The following is a 15,901-nucleotide window of genomic DNA, read 5'->3' as shown; positions in this document are numbered from 1 at the left end:
TGCCCAACCTTGGACAAAGCATTGATTTGCTGGTGTGATCCGCGTTACAGTCTTCACACTACTGTATACAAAAGAGGATCTAACCGGAAGTGGTCACTCTCATCGCATCTCAACCCAGTTTGGCGACATTGGCCAGGCAAGCACTCGAAGGGACGATCCTGGCAGGAAACTACATGCCGGGAGAACGACTCGTGGAGGAGCGCCTGTGCGAGGAACTGGGCATCTCACGCCCTCCGCTGCGTGAAGCACTCAAAGAACTCGCGCACACCGGTCTCGTCGAGCACGTGCCGCGCAAGGGCGTGAGGATCATGTCGATCTCCCAACACGATGTCTTCGAGATCGCCACCCTGCGCCGTGAACTCGAACGAATGGCCATGAGTCTGACGCTGCCCGAGCTCGCTCCGGACAGGGTCGAACGCTGCCGCGAGACGCTGCGCACGATGGAGGTGATCGCCGAATCCGGCACCGAAGGCGACATGGTCGCGGCCGGGTTCGAATTCCATTATGCGGTCGTCGGCCTGGCCGGCCACGCGAGGATCGAATCGACCTACCGAGCGATGGCGATGCAGCTGCAGATGTGCATGGCGATGAACAACCAGGCCAGGCGGGAGATCGAGGATCTCGACGGCAACGTCGCCAGGCATGCGCGCATGCTCGACGTCATCCTTCGTCGCGACCCCGATGAGATCGAACGCGAATTCGACGACCACGGAAACCTGTCGTTCCTCGTCGACACCGTCGACCAGCTCGACGGAGCCACCCCGGAATCCGATCGTTGGCTCGAGGAGGTACGCGCTTCGCTGTCTGCGACCAATTGAGCTGTCGACGCTGACACCAGCCGACTGCAACATCAGCAACACAATATCGGGCACCACAGAAAATTCTGTCAAGGGAGATGGAAATGCATTCGAAGAAACTGCTCACCACTGCGGCCGTGACCGGCGCTCTCGCATTGGGCCTCAGCGCCTGCGGCCAAGCCTCGGGAGATACTGCCGGCGGAGAATTCGAGCCGAAGGGCAATGTCACGATGATCGTGCCCTTCGCCGCTGGCGGCGGAAGCGATATCGCCGGCCGTGCCACCGCCTCGGGGCTGGAGGAAGCCACCGACAAGACCATCACGGTTCAGAACATCGATGGCGGCTCGGGCGCCGTCGGCTATTCGGAGTTCCTCGGGCGCAGCGGCGATCCGAACTACCTCCTTGCCACGGAGACGGCGATGCTCGCTCTGCCGGCAACACAGGATGTGGAGTTCACCCACGAGAGCTTCACTCCGATCATGAAGCTCGGAGATGACTACACCCTCATCGTCACCAAGGCGGACTCCCCTCTGAAGACCTGTTCAGATCTCACGGACAAGGCCAAGAAGGACCGCACCGTCGTCGCCATCTCCGGGGCCACTGGTCTCGACAACATCACGTTCACCCTGATGGAGAAGGCCACCAAGGCGAAATTCGATCGAGTGCCCTTCGAGTCCGGAGCCGAGGCCATCACCGCGGCTCTCGGCGGCCAGGTCGAGGCGATCTCAGTCAACCCGGGCGAGGTCTCCGGCCAGTTGGAGTCGGGGGACCTCAAACCTCTGTGCGCCGCGGCCGATGAACGCTACGAATATCCGGAGCTCAAGGATATTCCGACGGCGAAGGAACAGGGCATCGACGTCGCCTTCGCCCAATTCCGTGGTGTCATCGCTCCCGGAGACATTCCCGAGGAGGCGAAGGAGTACTGGATCAAGAAGGCGAAGGAATTCGAGAAGTCGGACGCATACAAGACCTACATCGAAGACAACATGATGCAGCCCAACGCCGCCTACGGCGATGACTTCGCCACCTACCTCGGCGAGAACGACAAAGAGCTTCGGGAAGCGATCGGGAAATGATCATGACGCCAGACATCCCCCGAATCGTCCTCGTTCCCGGAGATCTCTCCGGGGTCGGGCCCGAGCTCATGGCTCGGCTCCTCGCTGACCCCGCCAATCGCGCTCGGGCGCGATTGCTCGTCACAGCGACGGCGGAGGAACTGGACTCCTTCGCCACAACGGCGGCGGTGACGATTGCCGATCGCGATGACATCGAGCATCTCGGCACCGACTACCGCGGGCCTGCCATCCCCGTCGGTGAAGTCAGCATCGCCGCAGGCGAACGTGCCCTGGCCGATCTGGCCACAGCGCTCGACCTGTGCGCCGGCGGTGAGGCCGACGGTGTGATGTTCCTCCCGCTGAACAAGGGGGCCATGGGGCAGGCAGGCATGACCGAGGAAGACGAGCTGCGCTGGTTCGCCAAGCGGCTCGACTTCGACGGCTTCACCTCGGAGCTGAACTTCATCGAATCGCTCGTCACAGCACGTGTCACCTCGCATGTTCCGGTCTCAGAGATCGCCGACGGCATCAGTGCCGGCAAGGTCCTCGAGACCATCGAGCTGCTCAATCGTGTTGTGGCGCAGACGCGAACCTCGACGCCTCGCCTGGCCGTCTGTGCGCTCAACCCGCACGCAGGCGAGGGCGGGAAATTCGGCAGAGAGGAGATCGACGACATCGCCCCGGCCATCGAGTTGGCCCGCTCGCGTGGAATCGATGTTGAGGGGCCTTTCCCCTGCGATACTCTCTTCGCACGCGCGGTCGGCGGGGACTACGACGGCGTGGTGACGATGTATCACGATCAGGGTCAGATCGCGATGAAGCTGCTCGGGTTCGATCAGGGAGTCACTGTCCACGGTGGGATTCCTATCCCCATCGCCACCCCTGCACACGGCACCGCTCACAACATCGTCGGCACAGGCAAGGCCGACCTCGGGCCGAGCACCCATGCCTTCGACCTGGCGGTGCGGATGGCTGAGAGCCGTCGGGCCACGACAGATACCGACAACGCAGTCGCGGGCGCAGCTGCGGGAACGGCGGCTGGTGCGGCCGCTGGAGCGCAGGTGAGTCCACAATGAGCACGGCAATCGACACAGAGAAGATTCCGCCTCGGAACAAGCCGGATCTCGCCGACGTCGTCGGGACTTCGATCCTCGGAGTCATCGGAGGAACGGCCGCCATCATGGGATTCGGCTACGGCCTCACCGCGGAAGGCGGGCAGGTCGGGCCGGGAATGCTCCCCTTCCTCACCGGAGCATTCATCTTCCTCGCCTCTGCGGCTGAGATCTTCCGGCTCTTCTTCGCCCGCGTGGGCACCTCCGGAGGTCGCATCATGTCTGCGGTCGAAGACCTCGAAGCCAGAGCGGCGGAGTCGATCGACTCCATTGCTGAGTCTCGTTCCGATGACGGCTCCGACGGTGACATTGACACCTTCGGGCGGACTGAGAAGCAGCGTAACCGCACACCCTTCTATATCTTCATCACGTTCGGACTCGCCCTCGCGCTCATTCCCGTCATCGGTCTCATCATCTCTTTGGCCGCCGCGATCCTCTTCCTGCTCCTCGTCGTGGAGAAGCAGAAATGGTGGACATCTGCGGCCACAACGATCGGCGCAGCCGTTTTCGTCTACATCGTCTTCGGGCTCCTCCTGTCGGTTCCCATGCCGACAGGGATGCTCGGACTGATCTGAGGATTCTCCATGATCGACAATCTCATGCTCGGGCTGGAAACCGCAGTCAGCCCCGAAAACCTTCTATGGTGCTTCGTCGGCGTCCTCCTGGGAACCGTCATCGGACTGCTCCCCGGGCTCGGCTCCACCACGGGAGTGGCCATTCTTCTGCCCGTGACCCTGGCCTTCGAACCGGTCACAGCCCTCATCATGTTGGCTGGGATCTACTACGGATCCCAGTACGGGTCCTCGATCAGTTCGATCCTCATCTCCACCCCCGGAGATGCATCGAGCGTCGTACTCACCCTCGACGGCTATCAGATGGCACGCAAAGGTCGAGCGGGAGCAGCCTTGGCAATCTCCGCCCTGGCGTCCTTTTTCGCTGCGATCATCTCGCTCATCGGCCTCATGGCCTTGGCCCAACCGATCGCCCATTTCGCGCTCAACTTCGGGCCTGCGGAGAATCTCGCGATCATATTGTTGGGTATGGCCACAATCGTGTCCTTCGCCGGCGAGAACATTCTGCGCGGCATCACAATGGCCGCAGCAGGCCTCCTCGTGTCGATGGTCGGTGTGGCATCCGGGTTCTCCACAGCACGGTTCACCTTCGGCAGCGTGAACCTGCTCTCCGGGCTCGATTTCGTTGCCGTGATGATCGGAATCTTCGCCGTCGGTGAGGTTCTCCACCAGATCCGCCGAGGCGGTGAGAAACCCATCCGTGCACGCTTCAAGGATCTGCTGGTGACGAAGGAGGAGCTGACCCGCTCCGCCCCCGCGGCCACGCGCGGCACCGTCTTGGGCTTCACCGTCGGTGTCCTTCCCGGCGCCGGAGCCACACTGGCCACCTTCCTCGCCTACGGCGTTGAGAAGCAGGTGAGCAAGTTCAAGCATCTCATCGGGAAGGGTGCCCCGGAGGCTGTGGCGTCTCCGGAGGCCGCGAACAACGCTGCCGCCAATGCGAGCTTCATCCCCACCCTCGCACTCGGCATTCCCGGCAGCGGAACGACTGCAGTGCTGCTGGGTGCCTTCGTCATCTTCGGACTCCAGCCCGGTCCTCTCCTCTTCCAACAGGAACCTGACCTGGTGTGGGGTCTGCTGGTGAGCTTCTTCTTCGGCAACCTCATCCTGCTGGTGCTCAACCTGCCGCTGGCTCCGGTCTTCGCTCAGATCCTCAGGATTCCGTACGTCTTCCTCTACCCCATCGTGCTCATGATGAGCTTCGTCGGTGCCTTCGCTCTGGGAAACAACACATTCACACTGTGGATCGTGTTCTTCTCCGGGCTGCTCGGCTACTTCATGAAGCGTTTCGACTTCCCGGCGGCGCCATTCGTGCTCGGCCTGGTACTGGGCCCACTGTTGGAGAAGTACCTCGTTCAGACTTCCGCGATGGGAGACGGAAGCCTGCTCATCATGTTCCAGCGGCCAATCTCGCTCGTCCTCACCGTTGCGGCACTCATCGCCATCGCCTACCCCCTTGTAGGCGCAGTGATCCGCAACCTCAGGACGCGGAAAGCCGATGCTGCGGGGAAGGAGATGGCGTCGAAATAGCAGAGCAGCTCGGAAACTCGCCGACGTCCACGCTGACTTCCATCCCTCACTCATCGATCGGACCGCCGCCCCCACCTCGGCGAACGAACCAATAGACTCCTCGGGTGACCAGTTTCGCCATACCAGCCATCATTGCCGTTTTCGTCGGATGCGGGGTAGCCGCCCTCGCCTTCGTGCCTTTCGTCGCCATCAGCTTCCGACGACGAGGTGGGATGACTTTCTGGCGAACCGTATCGTGGTTCGCCGCGGCGATCTACTCGATGGCGCTGTGGACCTACACTCTCGTTCCGTTCCCGCAGCCCGCAGAGGTGGAATGCTCGCCGATTCAACTGCGACCATTCCAATTTGTCGACGATATCCTCGGTTTCGACACGAGCAGCATCAGTGCCCTCATGTCGAACCCGGCTGTGCTCCAAGCGACCCTCAACGTCTTCCTATTCGCACCCTTGGGATGGTTCATCCGGCAATTGGTCGGTCGTGGCGTCGTCATTGCGACCATCGTCGGAATCACCATCTCAGCCTTCATCGAGTTCACGCAGCTCTCCGGCATCTGGGGGCTCTACGAATGCGCGTACAGAGTCTTCGACGTCGACGATCTGATGATGAACACCCTCGGCGCCCTCATCGGCTCCCTCGCCTCGCTGCTTTTCGTCCGCCGAGGCAAGGACGGCCAAGACGCGAGCGCTCCACGGCCGATCACTGCGACCCGCCGCTTCATCGGCATCGTCTGCGACATGGTCATCGCCTGGCTGGGGCCGTGGTTCGTCATCATCGGGACCGTCGTCATCACCACGATCCGAGGAGATGGTGAAATCGCCGAACCGGGCGACGCCGTCATGAACATCGCGTTCCTGCTTCCGTTTCTCGCACAGCTTGTGTCAGTGCTGTCGGAAGGAGTCACCCTGGGAGAGCGTCTGGTGCTCATCGGCTCCGCACAGACGCGCCTCTCGGTGGCGATCTCCAGACCGCTGCGCTTCCTCTTCGGAATCGGCGGCTACATGCTCCTGACCCAATGGCCCTTCCCCGGTTCCGGGCTCATCCTCACCGTGCTGCTGGTGTCCACCTTCGTCATGGTCTTCACGACCCGTTCGCACCGTGGTCTCGCGTGCGCTGTCGCGAGAGTCGAGATCTTCGATGCCCGCGCAGACCGGCGCGACGCCCAAGCAGCGCGTCGAGGATGAGGAATCCGAGCAGGCTGATGCTCACCACCTGAAGCGCTTCGACTTCCCGGCGGCACCATTCGTGCTCGGCCTGGTGCTGACCCCACGGAGTTGAGAACACGAACAAGCAAGGCCTGTTCGCTGCGGTGCGACGCATCACTCTGATGCGTCGCACCTGTGCGTTCCGGACCATGTCATCCGCGTTCTCACTATCGGGCCCCAACACCTTCCGGCAGTCGCTTCGCCCTCGCGGAGTGGTCGGAGCCCGCAGCAGCCCCTGTCAGCAGCTGGGACAGGGTCATGCCCTGCACCTCTGCGAGATCATTCGCCTGGGTTCTGCACGAGTAGCCATCGGCCAGGAAGATCGAGTTCTCCGGCGCGTCACGCAGTCCCGGCAGCAGCGCGTTCTCGGCTACAGCTACGGAGACCTCGTAGTGACCGGCTTCCATTCCGAAATTGCCCGCCAGCCCACAGCACCCTGCAAGTTCGCGGATGGTGGCTCCGGTGCGTTCGAGTATCTTTCGATCCGCGGCGAAGCCCATGACCGAATGTTGATGGCAATGCGGCTGGACGACGATGGTCCGGCCGGACAGATCGGGCACATCGATGTCCGACTCCACCAGCACCTCGGCGATGGTGGAGGTGTGCGCTGCGATCAGGCTGGCCCGAGTGTCATCGGGGAACAGGTCCTTCAGGTCGCTGCGCAGTACAGCGGTGCAGCTCGGCTCGATGCCGACGATGGGGATCCCCTTCTGCGCATACGGGACCAGCACCTCCATGGTGTGAGTCAGCCGGGCTCGTGCCGCATCAAGCTGACCGGTGGAGATCAGAGTCAGGCCGCAGCATGCCTGTGACTCCGGCAGCAGAACTTCGAAACCGGCGGCCTCCAGCACTGCGACGGTCGCTTTGGCCCCGGCATCCGAGAGGTACTCGGAGAATGAGTCCGCCCAGAGAAGGACCTGCGGTCGGTGTCCGCGTTGCACCGTTGAGCTGCGCACATAGTGCTCTCCCACCAACTCGTCACGGGCCTGGGCCTCCGTGATGTTCTTCTTCGCCCAGCGGGAGAAGCGCTGAGTGTTGAAGCTGACCATGCCGCGCCGGGTGTCCATCCCGCCACCTGCCAGCACGAGTTTGGCCAAGGGCCTCAACGACAGTGCTGCATTCGCGATTGCGCTGAGACCCGGAACCGCGGTCAGGGCCTTGCCCCATGTGGGCAGCCAGCCCAGCGAGTAGTGCGAGAGCGGCCGGACCTTTCCCTTGTACGTGCGGTGGAGGACTTCCGACTTGTATTGGGCCATGTCGACACCGGCAGGGCAGTCGCTGCCACACGCCTTGCAGCTCAGACACAGGTCCAACGATTCGTGCACGGCTGTGGAGTTCCAGTCGTCGATGAGGCCGCCGTTGGTGACCTCCTGAAGCACACGGGCCCGTCCCCGAGTGCTGTCCTTCTCATCGCGCGTGGCCAGATAGGACGGGCACATGAAACCACCGGAACCAGTGGTATCCGCACGGCATTTGCCGACCCCCACACAGCGGTGCACCGCATCGGTGAAGCTTCCCTTGTCATGAGAGAAGGAGAACCCGTTGGCCGCCTGGATCGAGATCGCCTGCGGCCGGCGCAGATCCTTCTCGAGCGGCAGCGGATCGACGATGACGCCGGGGTTGAGCAACATCTCCGGGTCGAAGAGACTCTTGACCTGTTCCAATGCGGTGATGGCTTCGGCTGAGTGCTGCAGAGCCAGCAGTTCGGAGCGGGCGCGGCCGTCACCGTGTTCACCGGAGGCAGATCCTCCGAACTTGGTGACGAGTCGGCCGGCGTCCATGAGGAAGCTGCGGAAGATCTCGGTGCCGTCCGGCTGGTCGAAGGGGAAGTTCGTGCGCATGTGCACGCAGCCATCGCCGAAGTGGCCATAGGGCAGTCCGACGACCCCGTAGCTGTTCATCAGCTCGTCCTGTTCACGCAGGTAGTCGCCGAGGACGTCGGGGGGAACCGCAGCGTCTTCCCATCCTGTCCAGGCCGGGTCGCCCTTCTCGGTGCGCCCGGCCAGTCCCCCGGCGTCGGCCCGGATGCCCCACAGCGTCGAGGCCTCTGGGCCGGCGGGAATGATCCGGTAGGAATCTGTGCCGGAGTCGTCGGCGATGACCTGCGCGTTCGCAACAGCCTCGGCGGCGGTGGCTCCGGCGACCTCGATGAGCAGCCATCCGGAACCTGCGGGAAGTTCGGGGACCGCGTCCTTGCCCTTGTGGGCGCGGACCATGTCCATGAGGCGGGAGTCGATGCCTTCGACGGCAAGTGGTCCGTAGGGCAGCACACGTGGGACCGCGTCGGCGGCGATGAACATGTCGGGGTAGCCCAGGGCCAGGACGGTTGGTGAGTTCGGCACGTCCCCGAGGGACACCACCGCTTCCAACGTTGTCGTCAGAGTGCCCTCGCTGCCGACGAGGAACCGTGCGAGATGAGGTCCGTTCTCCGGCAGCAGGTGTTCCAGCGCATAGGCCGATGCCTGTCGGCTGAAGCGACCGAATTCGGTGCGGATGACGCCGAGGTGGCTCGCCGCAAGATCGCTCAACCCGGTGACCGGGTCGAGTCCTTCTCCAGCGGTGAAGCGTCGTCCCAGCCCATCGATGACGTCGAGTTCGACGACGTTGTCAACGGTCCGACCGGCCGAGATCGCGTGTGGCCCGCAGGAGTTGTTGCCGATCATGCCTGCGATCGTGGCCCGGTTCTTCGTCGACGGATCGGGTCCGAAGCGCAGACCGTGTGGGGCACCGGCCTTCTGCAGGTCGCTCATGAGGACGCCGGGTTCCACGCGTGCGGTCTTGGCGACGGGATCGATGTCGAGGACCCGGTTGAGGTGTCGGGAGAAGTCGATGACGACGCCGGTTCCGATGGCATTGCCTGCCTGAGACGTGCCTCCACCACGGGAGGTGATCGGCACTTCATGGGACCGTGCCACGTCAAGGATGGCTGCGACATCGGCCGTCGTCGTCGGAAAGACGACGGCCTGCGGAGGCACGCGGTAGTTCGAGGCGTCGACCGCATATTCGGCTCGCCTGCGCGCCGAGGTGTCGACCGTGCCTGCAATGCTGTGGGTCAGATCTGCGATGAAGTCGCCCATTGTCTTCTCACCAATCGATCGTGCGGAGGCTGACTCATTGAGTGAAGCGTTGCCGTGAAGGTGGGGCCGCCCCTCACGCGTCCCGGAGGATGTCGAGCGCGGCCTCCACGCCCGATGGATTGACCTTGATGCCGGCCAGCTGCAGTCCCATCTGCACACCGGAGAGGGTTCCGGCCAGTGTCAGGTCACTGAGATCGCCGAGGTGGCCGATGCGGAAGATCTTTCCCTTGAGTTTCGACAGTCCCGCGCCCAAAGACATGTTGAACCTCTCGAGGATGATTCTCCTCAGCTCGTCGGCGTCGAAGCCCTCGGGCATGAGCACGGCGGTGAGGACCGGTGAGTGCTCGTTCTCGTTCGTGCACAACACCTCAAGCCCCCAGGCATCGACCGCTGCTCTGGTCGCTTCACCGAAGCGGATATGGCGGGCGAACACATTGTCCATTCCCTCCTCGTCGAGGATTCGCAAGGCTTCCTTGAGTCCGTAGAGGAGGTTCGTGTTCGGAGTGTAGGGGGTCTGCCCGTTCTTCCCGGAAGCAAGCATCTCGGTCCAGTTCCAGAAGGACTTGGGCAGAGTTGAGCGTTCGTGAGCGTCGAGAGCCTTGTCGCTGACAGCGTTGAAGGACATACCTGGCGGCAGCATCAGCCCCTTCTGGGAACCGGACACCGTGACATCGACGCCCCATTCGTCGTGACGATAGTCCACGGATCCCAGCGAGGAGATCGTGTCGACCATGAGCAGTGCGGGATGACCTGCAGCATCGATGGAGCGGCGGATCTCGGGAATGCGGCTCGTCACGCCGGTCGACGTTTCGTTGTGAACCACACAGACTGCCTTGAATCGGTGGGCGGTGTCCTCGGCCAGGGCTGCACTGATCTTCTCCGGGTCAGCTCCCGTGCGCCAGTCACCTTCGATCATCGTGGGCTTGAGGCCCCACTTCTCGGCCATGGCCTTCCACAGGCTGGAGAAGTGGCCGGTCTCGTAGCAGAGGATCTCATCGCCTGGGCTCAACGTGTTGACCAGCGCGGCTTCCCAGGCTCCGGTGCCCGTAGCGGGGTAGATGATGACCTGGTTGGAGGTTCGGAATATATCGGCGACTCCGGCCAGGACCTGAGAGAGGAGCGCCTGGAACTCCGGGCCTCGATGATCGATCGTGGGCATGGACATGGCTCGCAGCACGGAGTCGGGGACGTTGCTGGGCCCTGGGATCTGGAGAAAGTGCCGTCCGCTGTGAGTCATGATCTTCCATCCCTTTCGCGTGCCGATCGGCACGGAGTGTGAGTCGAGTTCGGCCGAGCGGCCAGGAGGTGCCGAGGAGCAGAGTACGGATGGGTGAGAGCCGGACGCAGAGGGGCGAGGCTCGTCTCGACCGAGCTGGCGAAACGGTGTCTGATGACTTCTGCTGCCGGGTTCATCGTCGGAGAATCCTCTCTGATTCCACGATGCGATACAAAGGTTTCATTTTACGCTACCACAAGCAGAGCGATCAGAAAATGGGTAGTACGCAGTGTGGACTGCGATCCCCTCACCAGCACGGATGCATAAACCAGGTGCATCGACGGTCGCCTTTCCCATTAGTCAGGAAACCCTTGACTCGTCAGTCCGATGCGGGCAAACTTTCACAAAAGGTCCATCAAGATTCCGCATCATGGAAAGTACGGGGCGGCAAAGAGGCTGTTCCGGTGACTCTACACATCGCATTGGAGCGAATTGTGTCTCTTGAACTAGCGTCCATCCTCGTCCTCGTGGCCTTGTTCGTCATCGCCACCTTCGTCTCGGTCCATATGGGCGCGCTGGCGCTCATGGCGACCTTTCTCTTCGGCACCTTCGTCCTCGGAGAGGATGCCGACACGCTCTTGTCAGGGTTCCCGGCCGACCTCTTCCTCATACTCGTCGGCGTGACGTATCTGTTCGCACTGGCGAAGGACAATGGAACGGTCGACTGGCTGGTTCATGTCCTCGTCAAGGCGGTGGGAGGCAGAATCGCCCTGATCCCGTGGGTGTTCTTCGTCGTCACCGCGCTCCTCTCGGGTTTCGGCTCCGTGGTTCCCGCCGCCATCGCGATCATCGCTCCGATCGGCATGGGCTTCGCCCGTCGCTACGACATCCGGCCGTTGCTGATGGGTCTCATGATCATCAACGGTGCCACTGCCGGCGGCTTCTCACCGCTGAGCATCTTCGGCACGATCACCAACCAGGTCGTCGAGCGCAATGACCTGCCTGGCAGCCCTGTACTCCTGTTCCTCGCCTCCTTCGCCTTCAACTTCCTGCTCGGCCTCATCTGCTACTTCCTCTTCGGCGGACGTGACCTGCTGGGCAAGCGGGATATGGGCCACGGCCTGGAGGACGTGCACGGCACCGACGTCGACGATCAAGCACGAGACAGCGGAGGCACCGGCTCCGGCGCTCACCAGAAAGTCCCCCGCAATGATCCGCAGCGTCGCGCTGCACGCAGGTCGCTGCAGACGACCATGGTCAAGGACGAGGACATCGACGAACAGGTGACCACGCTGGATCGCAATCGCATCGTCACCCTCATCGGCCTCATCGTCCTGGCGGTCATGGTGGTTCCACCACTGAACCAGGACGTCGGCTTCACAGCGATCTGCATCGCCGTCATCATCTCGTTCTTCTCACCGAAGGTGAGTAAAGGAGCGGTCAGCAAGATCGCCTGGCCCACGGTGCTCCTCATCTGCGGCATCGTCACCTACGTCGAACTCATGAAGCGTTTGGGCACCATCGACTGGTTGGGCAACCTCGTTGCCGGCATGGGAGCCCCGCTCTTCGCGGCGCTGCTCATCTGCTTCATCGGTGCCGTCGTCTCGGCCTTCGCCTCGACAACCGGCATCCTCGGAGCTCTCATCCCACTGGCCGTGCCGTTCCTGCTCACCGGCAGTGTTGGTGAAATCGGCCTGATCATCGCTCTGGCCATCTCGTCCTCCGTGGTCGACTCGAGCCCCTTCTCCACCTCGGGCGCCCTGGTCGTCGCGAACTCGCCGGAGGAACAGCGTGATCAGGTCTTCAAACAGCTCATGCGCTGGGGCTTCTCGATGGTCCTCATCGCACCGATCGTCACCTGGCTCATCTTCGTCGTTCCCGGTTGGGGCTGATCCGCGAGCCGGGAATGAACGTCGGACCGAGATCACTCGGTCCGGCGTTCTGGTCTCACCGTCGGGCTCGCCTCCTCACCGACATCGCCAGCACCCCGTCAACAATGAGGAACCCAATCAGGCTGACCCCCACCATCGGCAGGAACCACCCGATCCCCACTGCAACGAGCGCCACTGCAGCCACCGACCACCAGGGCGCGTCAGCAAGCGCGCCGCGGCCAGGTGTGATGCCGAATCTCCTGCTCGGATCATGCTTGGGTCGGCGCTGCCACCACATCACATAGCCCCACACGACCATGGACGCGATTGCGATTGCGAGCACGACGAGGACGATCTGGTTGGCCAGGCCGAACATCGTTCCCATATGCAGGTCGATGCCCCACCGCGCAAGCTTCGACGCGAACCCGTAGTCGGAGAAGTCGACACGATCAGTGACCTCCATGGTGTCGACATCGATGGCCACGGCATCGACCTCGGTGGGGAAGCCGCGTTGGATCTCCTGGACGACCCACGCGGACTCAGCATCGGCCGGCGGCAGGATTTCGACGAGTCCCGTGTTGACGTTGATATCACGGGCCACGGCCAGCGTCATGTCGAAATCGGCCGGGTCGATTCCGCCAGCATCGGCCGCATCAGCTTGTCCTTTGTGAGCGCCGTCCTCGTGGCCTGCGTGGCCCGCGCCGTCCTCGTGCCCGGCATCGCCCTCGTGGCCTGTATTTCCCTTGTGCCCTGCGTGGTCTGCGTGGCCAGCGTGCCCGCCGTGGCCCGATTCCCCCGCTGCCCCTGTTGCCGAGTCTCGACCGAGATCCGTCGAGACCGCAGGCGTCGACCAGTCCAACGCCGCCCGCAGCTTCGTCACATTGTCTCCGCCCAGCTGGGACCAGGTGATACCTGTCGCGGACAGGAACAGCATCCCGATCGCCGCCCACACCCCAACAGAAGCGTGCCAGGAGAAGGTGCGGCGAAGCCCCTTATGCCTCATGGTCGGCCGCAACATCGCTGAAGCATTCCGAGCCCTGCGGGCGCGCATCACCCACAGGCACAATCCCGCGACTGCGATGATGCCCAACCAGGACGCGGCGAGTTCACTGTAGTACCGCCCGAAATCGCCGAGGTGAAGGCTGCGGTGCAGCTGATCGACCCAGGTCCTCAAGGGCAGGGATCCCGAGGTCCCGTACACGGTCAGGTCCCCCTTCACCTCGGCGGTGGTGGGATCGATGAAGATCGCCCGGGATTCGCTCTCTTCCAGGTTCGGGTCCTCGAACATCACCCGGGTCGTGGCTCCGGGTTCCGGAGCCGGACGCACGGCGCTGACGGTCTCGCCTCCCCCAGCGTAGGTTGTCGCGGACGCGACCTGGTCGGCCAGCGGCAGGGCGGGACCCGTCTCCTGAGTGGTCAGCTCATCTGCGTAGACGACCTTTTCGATCTGCGGGCTGATCGCATACAGGGCACCGCTGAGCGCCGCGATGAGGATGAAGGGACCGACGAAGATTCCGGCATAGAAGTGGAGGCGCCGCAAGAGCTGGCCGAGCCAGCCTCGGACGTGTGGTCGAGGATCGTCCGGCCTGTTTTCAGGCAGGGATGTCAGAGAGGTGGTCATGGTGAAGCTTTCTGTGAAGAGCGCGCTGCCACCGTGAAATTCGGTCAGGCGAGCGCGCGCCGGCGAATTTCCGCCGACGCTGAGGTCAGTGATGAAGGGGTCAGAAAGCTTCCGCGGGTGGACCTCGAGTGAGGACAGGAGAGCGCAGAACGCCGAGGTGGCGAGGCAGGATTCGGGAGAGGCCGAGGTGGGGTCTTGGTCCGTTCGGAACCGGCATCGGCCGCACCGCAGTGGGCAGAAGCGCGTGGATGACGAGCCGGACGAAGCTGGCGATCTTCACCGGCAGCGTCTCCGACCAATAGATCATGGCGATCGTGAGGACAGCTGCGACGAGGTGGGCCGAAAGCATGGCCGGTGACGTATGCGCATGCATGCCGCCCTCCGTCGCACTCATGGTGCCGGACATTCCTGACAACGAATCCTGGCCCGCACCGGACAGGGGTCCGATCATGGTCGCCGAATCCGAATGGTGCATTGCATGTCGCTCAAGTGCGTTCGCCGGAGTCGGTTTTCCGGTCATCGGAGTGAAGACGGAGAAGAGAAGGTGGAACAGCGACTGGCTGGCCAGCACAGACAGGGACAGCCGAGGCAACGACAGCCTGCGACCCGCAAGGAGGACGCAGACGAGCATCGACAGCACTAAGGGGACCACGACACCCATGGCGGAAGGCAGCGCGCCACCGCCGATCATGTGAGAGGCCAGCGCCACGAACGTGGCGAAGACAGCGGCCGCCGTCCCCCGAAGCCCACGCTGGAGCCTCAGTCCGCGCTGGTGTTGCATCCCGCGCTCATGCAGCGGCGCATGCAGGTCCTCCGGCTCCGAGCTCACAGGGAACATTCTCACACAATCGGCGGGCCCACCTCGACGGTGACGAACTCGGGGGAAGTCACTTGAACGCCGGCTCGTTGGCTTCCAGCCGGGGAACGGCGACTCCGAGGCGACGGGCGTCGGCGAGAACATCCCGAGGGTAGTCTGCCTTCGCCTTGTAGTCGTTGCGGCCGGTGATCTGCGCCTGATTCATGATGAAGGTGTACATGTTGTCGCCGGTCAGCATCTTCTGCACAGCGAAACCGACGACGGCGGAAGGGATGTACCTTGCTGCCGCAGCGCCGAGCCTCGACGTCCCGCCCTTCGCAGTGAGGACGGGGATCATCTCCCGCACGAGGCGCACGACCTCCCGCAGCGCGGGACGCGACTGCACAAGCGCATCGAAGCTTCCCATCCGCAGCCATCCGACCATGATTCCGGCATCGAGGATGAAGTGGAACCAGAGCCAGCTGCGGAAGTCCGCGACGTCGGAGATTGAGAATCCGGCCCTGGTGAGAAGGTCACGGACGACGCGGTGCCGGTCAGTGCGGCTCGACCCGTCGATATCGCCGAGGAAGATGCTTCTGACGAATCCGCCGTGCAGAGTGTTGACGTCGTAGCCACCTCCACCAGTTGGAAATCCCCATGTGATCTGCTCGCGGGGCAGCCGCGAGACTGCAGCCGCAGGGTCGGCCCAGACGTTGTTGAAGATGAGGATTGTGGCCCCGCCGACTCGAGTGTGGAGGAAGTCGACCGCGCTGTCCAGCTGGTCGTGATTGACGCTTACGATGATGAGGTCGTAGTCGTGATCCGGTTCGAGGTCCTCTCGCATCGTGATGGGCCAATTCTCGTGAACCGGCTTCCCTTTCCTGGAGGCCCGGCCGTCCCTGATGTCCAAGTCGACCGATGATCCGAAGTCGGCGGCACGTCCGGGACGGACATAGAAGTCGACCTCGTTTCCTGCCTTCTCCAGGGCCCATCCGTACAGTGTCGAAATGACTCCGCGGCCGAACATCAGAATCTTCATATCTGCGCCTTTC

At 63.0% G+C, this 15,901-nt stretch carries 12 protein-coding genes; 7 read left to right on the top strand and 5 right to left on the bottom strand.

What is annotated here, in order from left to right; all coding sequences use genetic code 11:
• The first annotated feature begins 89 nt into the window (after nucleotides 1–89).
• The 6 genes from FO013_RS18670 to FO013_RS18645 all read left to right on the top strand — a co-directional run bounded on the left by FO013_RS18670 (nucleotide 90) and on the right by FO013_RS18645 (nucleotide 6,247).
• Nucleotides 90–818 (top strand): GntR family transcriptional regulator, encoded by a 729-nt coding sequence (locus FO013_RS18670; protein WP_143924072.1) that lies wholly within the window; start codon nucleotides 90–92, stop codon nucleotides 816–818.
• Nucleotides 819–901: 83 nt separating this feature from the next.
• Nucleotides 902–1,873: a tripartite tricarboxylate transporter substrate binding protein gene (locus FO013_RS18665; protein WP_143924071.1), complete on the top strand. Its 972-nt coding sequence runs from the start codon at nucleotides 902–904 to the stop codon at nucleotides 1,871–1,873.
• Nucleotides 1,874–1,875: 2 nt separating this feature from the next.
• Nucleotides 1,876–2,928 (top strand): 4-hydroxythreonine-4-phosphate dehydrogenase PdxA, encoded by a 1,053-nt coding sequence (locus FO013_RS18660; protein ID WP_143924070.1) that lies wholly within the window; start codon nucleotides 1,876–1,878, stop codon nucleotides 2,926–2,928.
• Nucleotides 2,925–3,539: a tripartite tricarboxylate transporter TctB family protein gene (locus tag FO013_RS18655; RefSeq protein ID WP_143924069.1), complete on the top strand. Its 615-nt coding sequence runs from the start codon at nucleotides 2,925–2,927 to the stop codon at nucleotides 3,537–3,539. Before FO013_RS18660 ends, FO013_RS18655 begins: the two co-directional genes overlap by 4 nt.
• A gap of 9 nt (nucleotides 3,540–3,548) precedes the next feature.
• Complete coding sequence (locus FO013_RS18650) at nucleotides 3,549–5,066, top strand: tripartite tricarboxylate transporter permease (protein WP_143924068.1); 1,518 nt, start codon at nucleotides 3,549–3,551, stop codon at nucleotides 5,064–5,066.
• A gap of 104 nt (nucleotides 5,067–5,170) precedes the next feature.
• Entirely contained in the window at nucleotides 5,171–6,247 is a 1,077-nt protein-coding gene (locus FO013_RS18645) for a VanZ family protein (RefSeq protein WP_143924067.1), read from the top strand.
• A 188-nt stretch (nucleotides 6,248–6,435) separates the two neighbouring features.
• Here FO013_RS18645 and FO013_RS18640 read toward each other — a convergent pair whose 3' ends face one another.
• Together FO013_RS18640 and FO013_RS18635 are read right to left on the bottom strand one after the other, a co-directional pair.
• Nucleotides 6,436–9,345, bottom strand: a complete 2,910-nt coding sequence (locus FO013_RS18640) for an FAD-binding and (Fe-S)-binding domain-containing protein (RefSeq protein ID WP_143924066.1) — start codon at nucleotides 9,343–9,345, stop codon at nucleotides 6,436–6,438.
• Nucleotides 9,346–9,418: 73 nt separating this feature from the next.
• Nucleotides 9,419–10,582 carry a pyridoxal-phosphate-dependent aminotransferase family protein gene (locus FO013_RS18635; protein ID WP_143924065.1) on the bottom strand — a complete coding sequence of 388 codons (1,164 nt, stop codon included), beginning with the start codon at nucleotides 10,580–10,582 and terminating at the stop codon, nucleotides 9,419–9,421.
• A gap of 473 nt (nucleotides 10,583–11,055) precedes the next feature.
• Between FO013_RS18635 and FO013_RS18630 the strand changes: the two genes are divergently transcribed.
• Complete coding sequence (locus FO013_RS18630) at nucleotides 11,056–12,453, top strand: SLC13 family permease (RefSeq protein ID WP_143924064.1); 1,398 nt, start codon at nucleotides 11,056–11,058, stop codon at nucleotides 12,451–12,453.
• Nucleotides 12,454–12,508: 55 nt separating this feature from the next.
• Here the strand turns inward: FO013_RS18630 and FO013_RS18625 are convergent, their stop codons facing one another.
• The 3 genes from FO013_RS18625 to FO013_RS18615 all read right to left on the bottom strand — a co-directional run bounded on the left by FO013_RS18625 (nucleotide 12,509) and on the right by FO013_RS18615 (nucleotide 15,888).
• Nucleotides 12,509–14,053, bottom strand: a complete 1,545-nt coding sequence (locus tag FO013_RS18625) for a PepSY-associated TM helix domain-containing protein (RefSeq protein ID WP_143924063.1) — start codon at nucleotides 14,051–14,053, stop codon at nucleotides 12,509–12,511.
• Between the two features lie 100 nt (nucleotides 14,054–14,153).
• Nucleotides 14,154–14,891: a hypothetical protein gene (locus FO013_RS18620; RefSeq protein WP_260848263.1), complete on the bottom strand. Its 738-nt coding sequence runs from the start codon at nucleotides 14,889–14,891 to the stop codon at nucleotides 14,154–14,156.
• Between the two features lie 49 nt (nucleotides 14,892–14,940).
• Nucleotides 14,941–15,888 carry a ketopantoate reductase family protein gene (locus FO013_RS18615; RefSeq protein WP_143924061.1) on the bottom strand — a complete coding sequence of 316 codons (948 nt, stop codon included), beginning with the start codon at nucleotides 15,886–15,888 and terminating at the stop codon, nucleotides 14,941–14,943.
• Between the last annotated feature and the right edge of the window lie 13 nt (nucleotides 15,889–15,901).

This window comes from Brevibacterium aurantiacum, from assembly GCF_007558825.1.
GTDB classification, from domain to species: Bacteria; Actinomycetota; Actinomycetes; order Actinomycetales; family Brevibacteriaceae; genus Brevibacterium; species Brevibacterium aurantiacum_A.
The sequence above is the reverse complement of the archived record's forward strand: the minus strand, read 5'-3'. Positions and strand labels throughout refer to the sequence as shown.

Bases quoted from the DNA above. Each gene is read 5' to 3' on its own strand.
- FO013_RS18665 (WP_143924071.1), top strand. From the start codon at position 902: ATGCATTCGAAGAAACTGCTCACCACTGCGGCCGTGACCGGCGCTCTC.
- FO013_RS18615 (WP_143924061.1), bottom strand. From the start codon at position 15,888: ATGAAGATTCTGATGTTCGGCCGCGGAGTCATTTCGACACTGTACGGA.
- FO013_RS18650 (WP_143924068.1), top strand. From the start codon at position 3,549: ATGATCGACAATCTCATGCTCGGGCTGGAAACCGCAGTCAGCCCCGAA.
- FO013_RS18635 (WP_143924065.1), bottom strand. From the start codon at position 10,582: ATGACTCACAGCGGACGGCACTTTCTCCAGATCCCAGGGCCCAGCAAC.
- FO013_RS18640 (WP_143924066.1), bottom strand. From the start codon at position 9,345: ATGGGCGACTTCATCGCAGATCTGACCCACAGCATTGCAGGCACGGTC.
- FO013_RS18625 (WP_143924063.1), bottom strand. From the start codon at position 14,053: ATGACCACCTCTCTGACATCCCTGCCTGAAAACAGGCCGGACGATCCT.
- FO013_RS18620 (WP_260848263.1), bottom strand. From the start codon at position 14,891: ATGTTCCCTGTGAGCTCGGAGCCGGAGGACCTGCATGCGCCGCTGCAT.
- FO013_RS18660 (WP_143924070.1), top strand. From the start codon at position 1,876: ATGACGCCAGACATCCCCCGAATCGTCCTCGTTCCCGGAGATCTCTCC.
- FO013_RS18655 (WP_143924069.1), top strand. From the start codon at position 2,925: ATGAGCACGGCAATCGACACAGAGAAGATTCCGCCTCGGAACAAGCCG.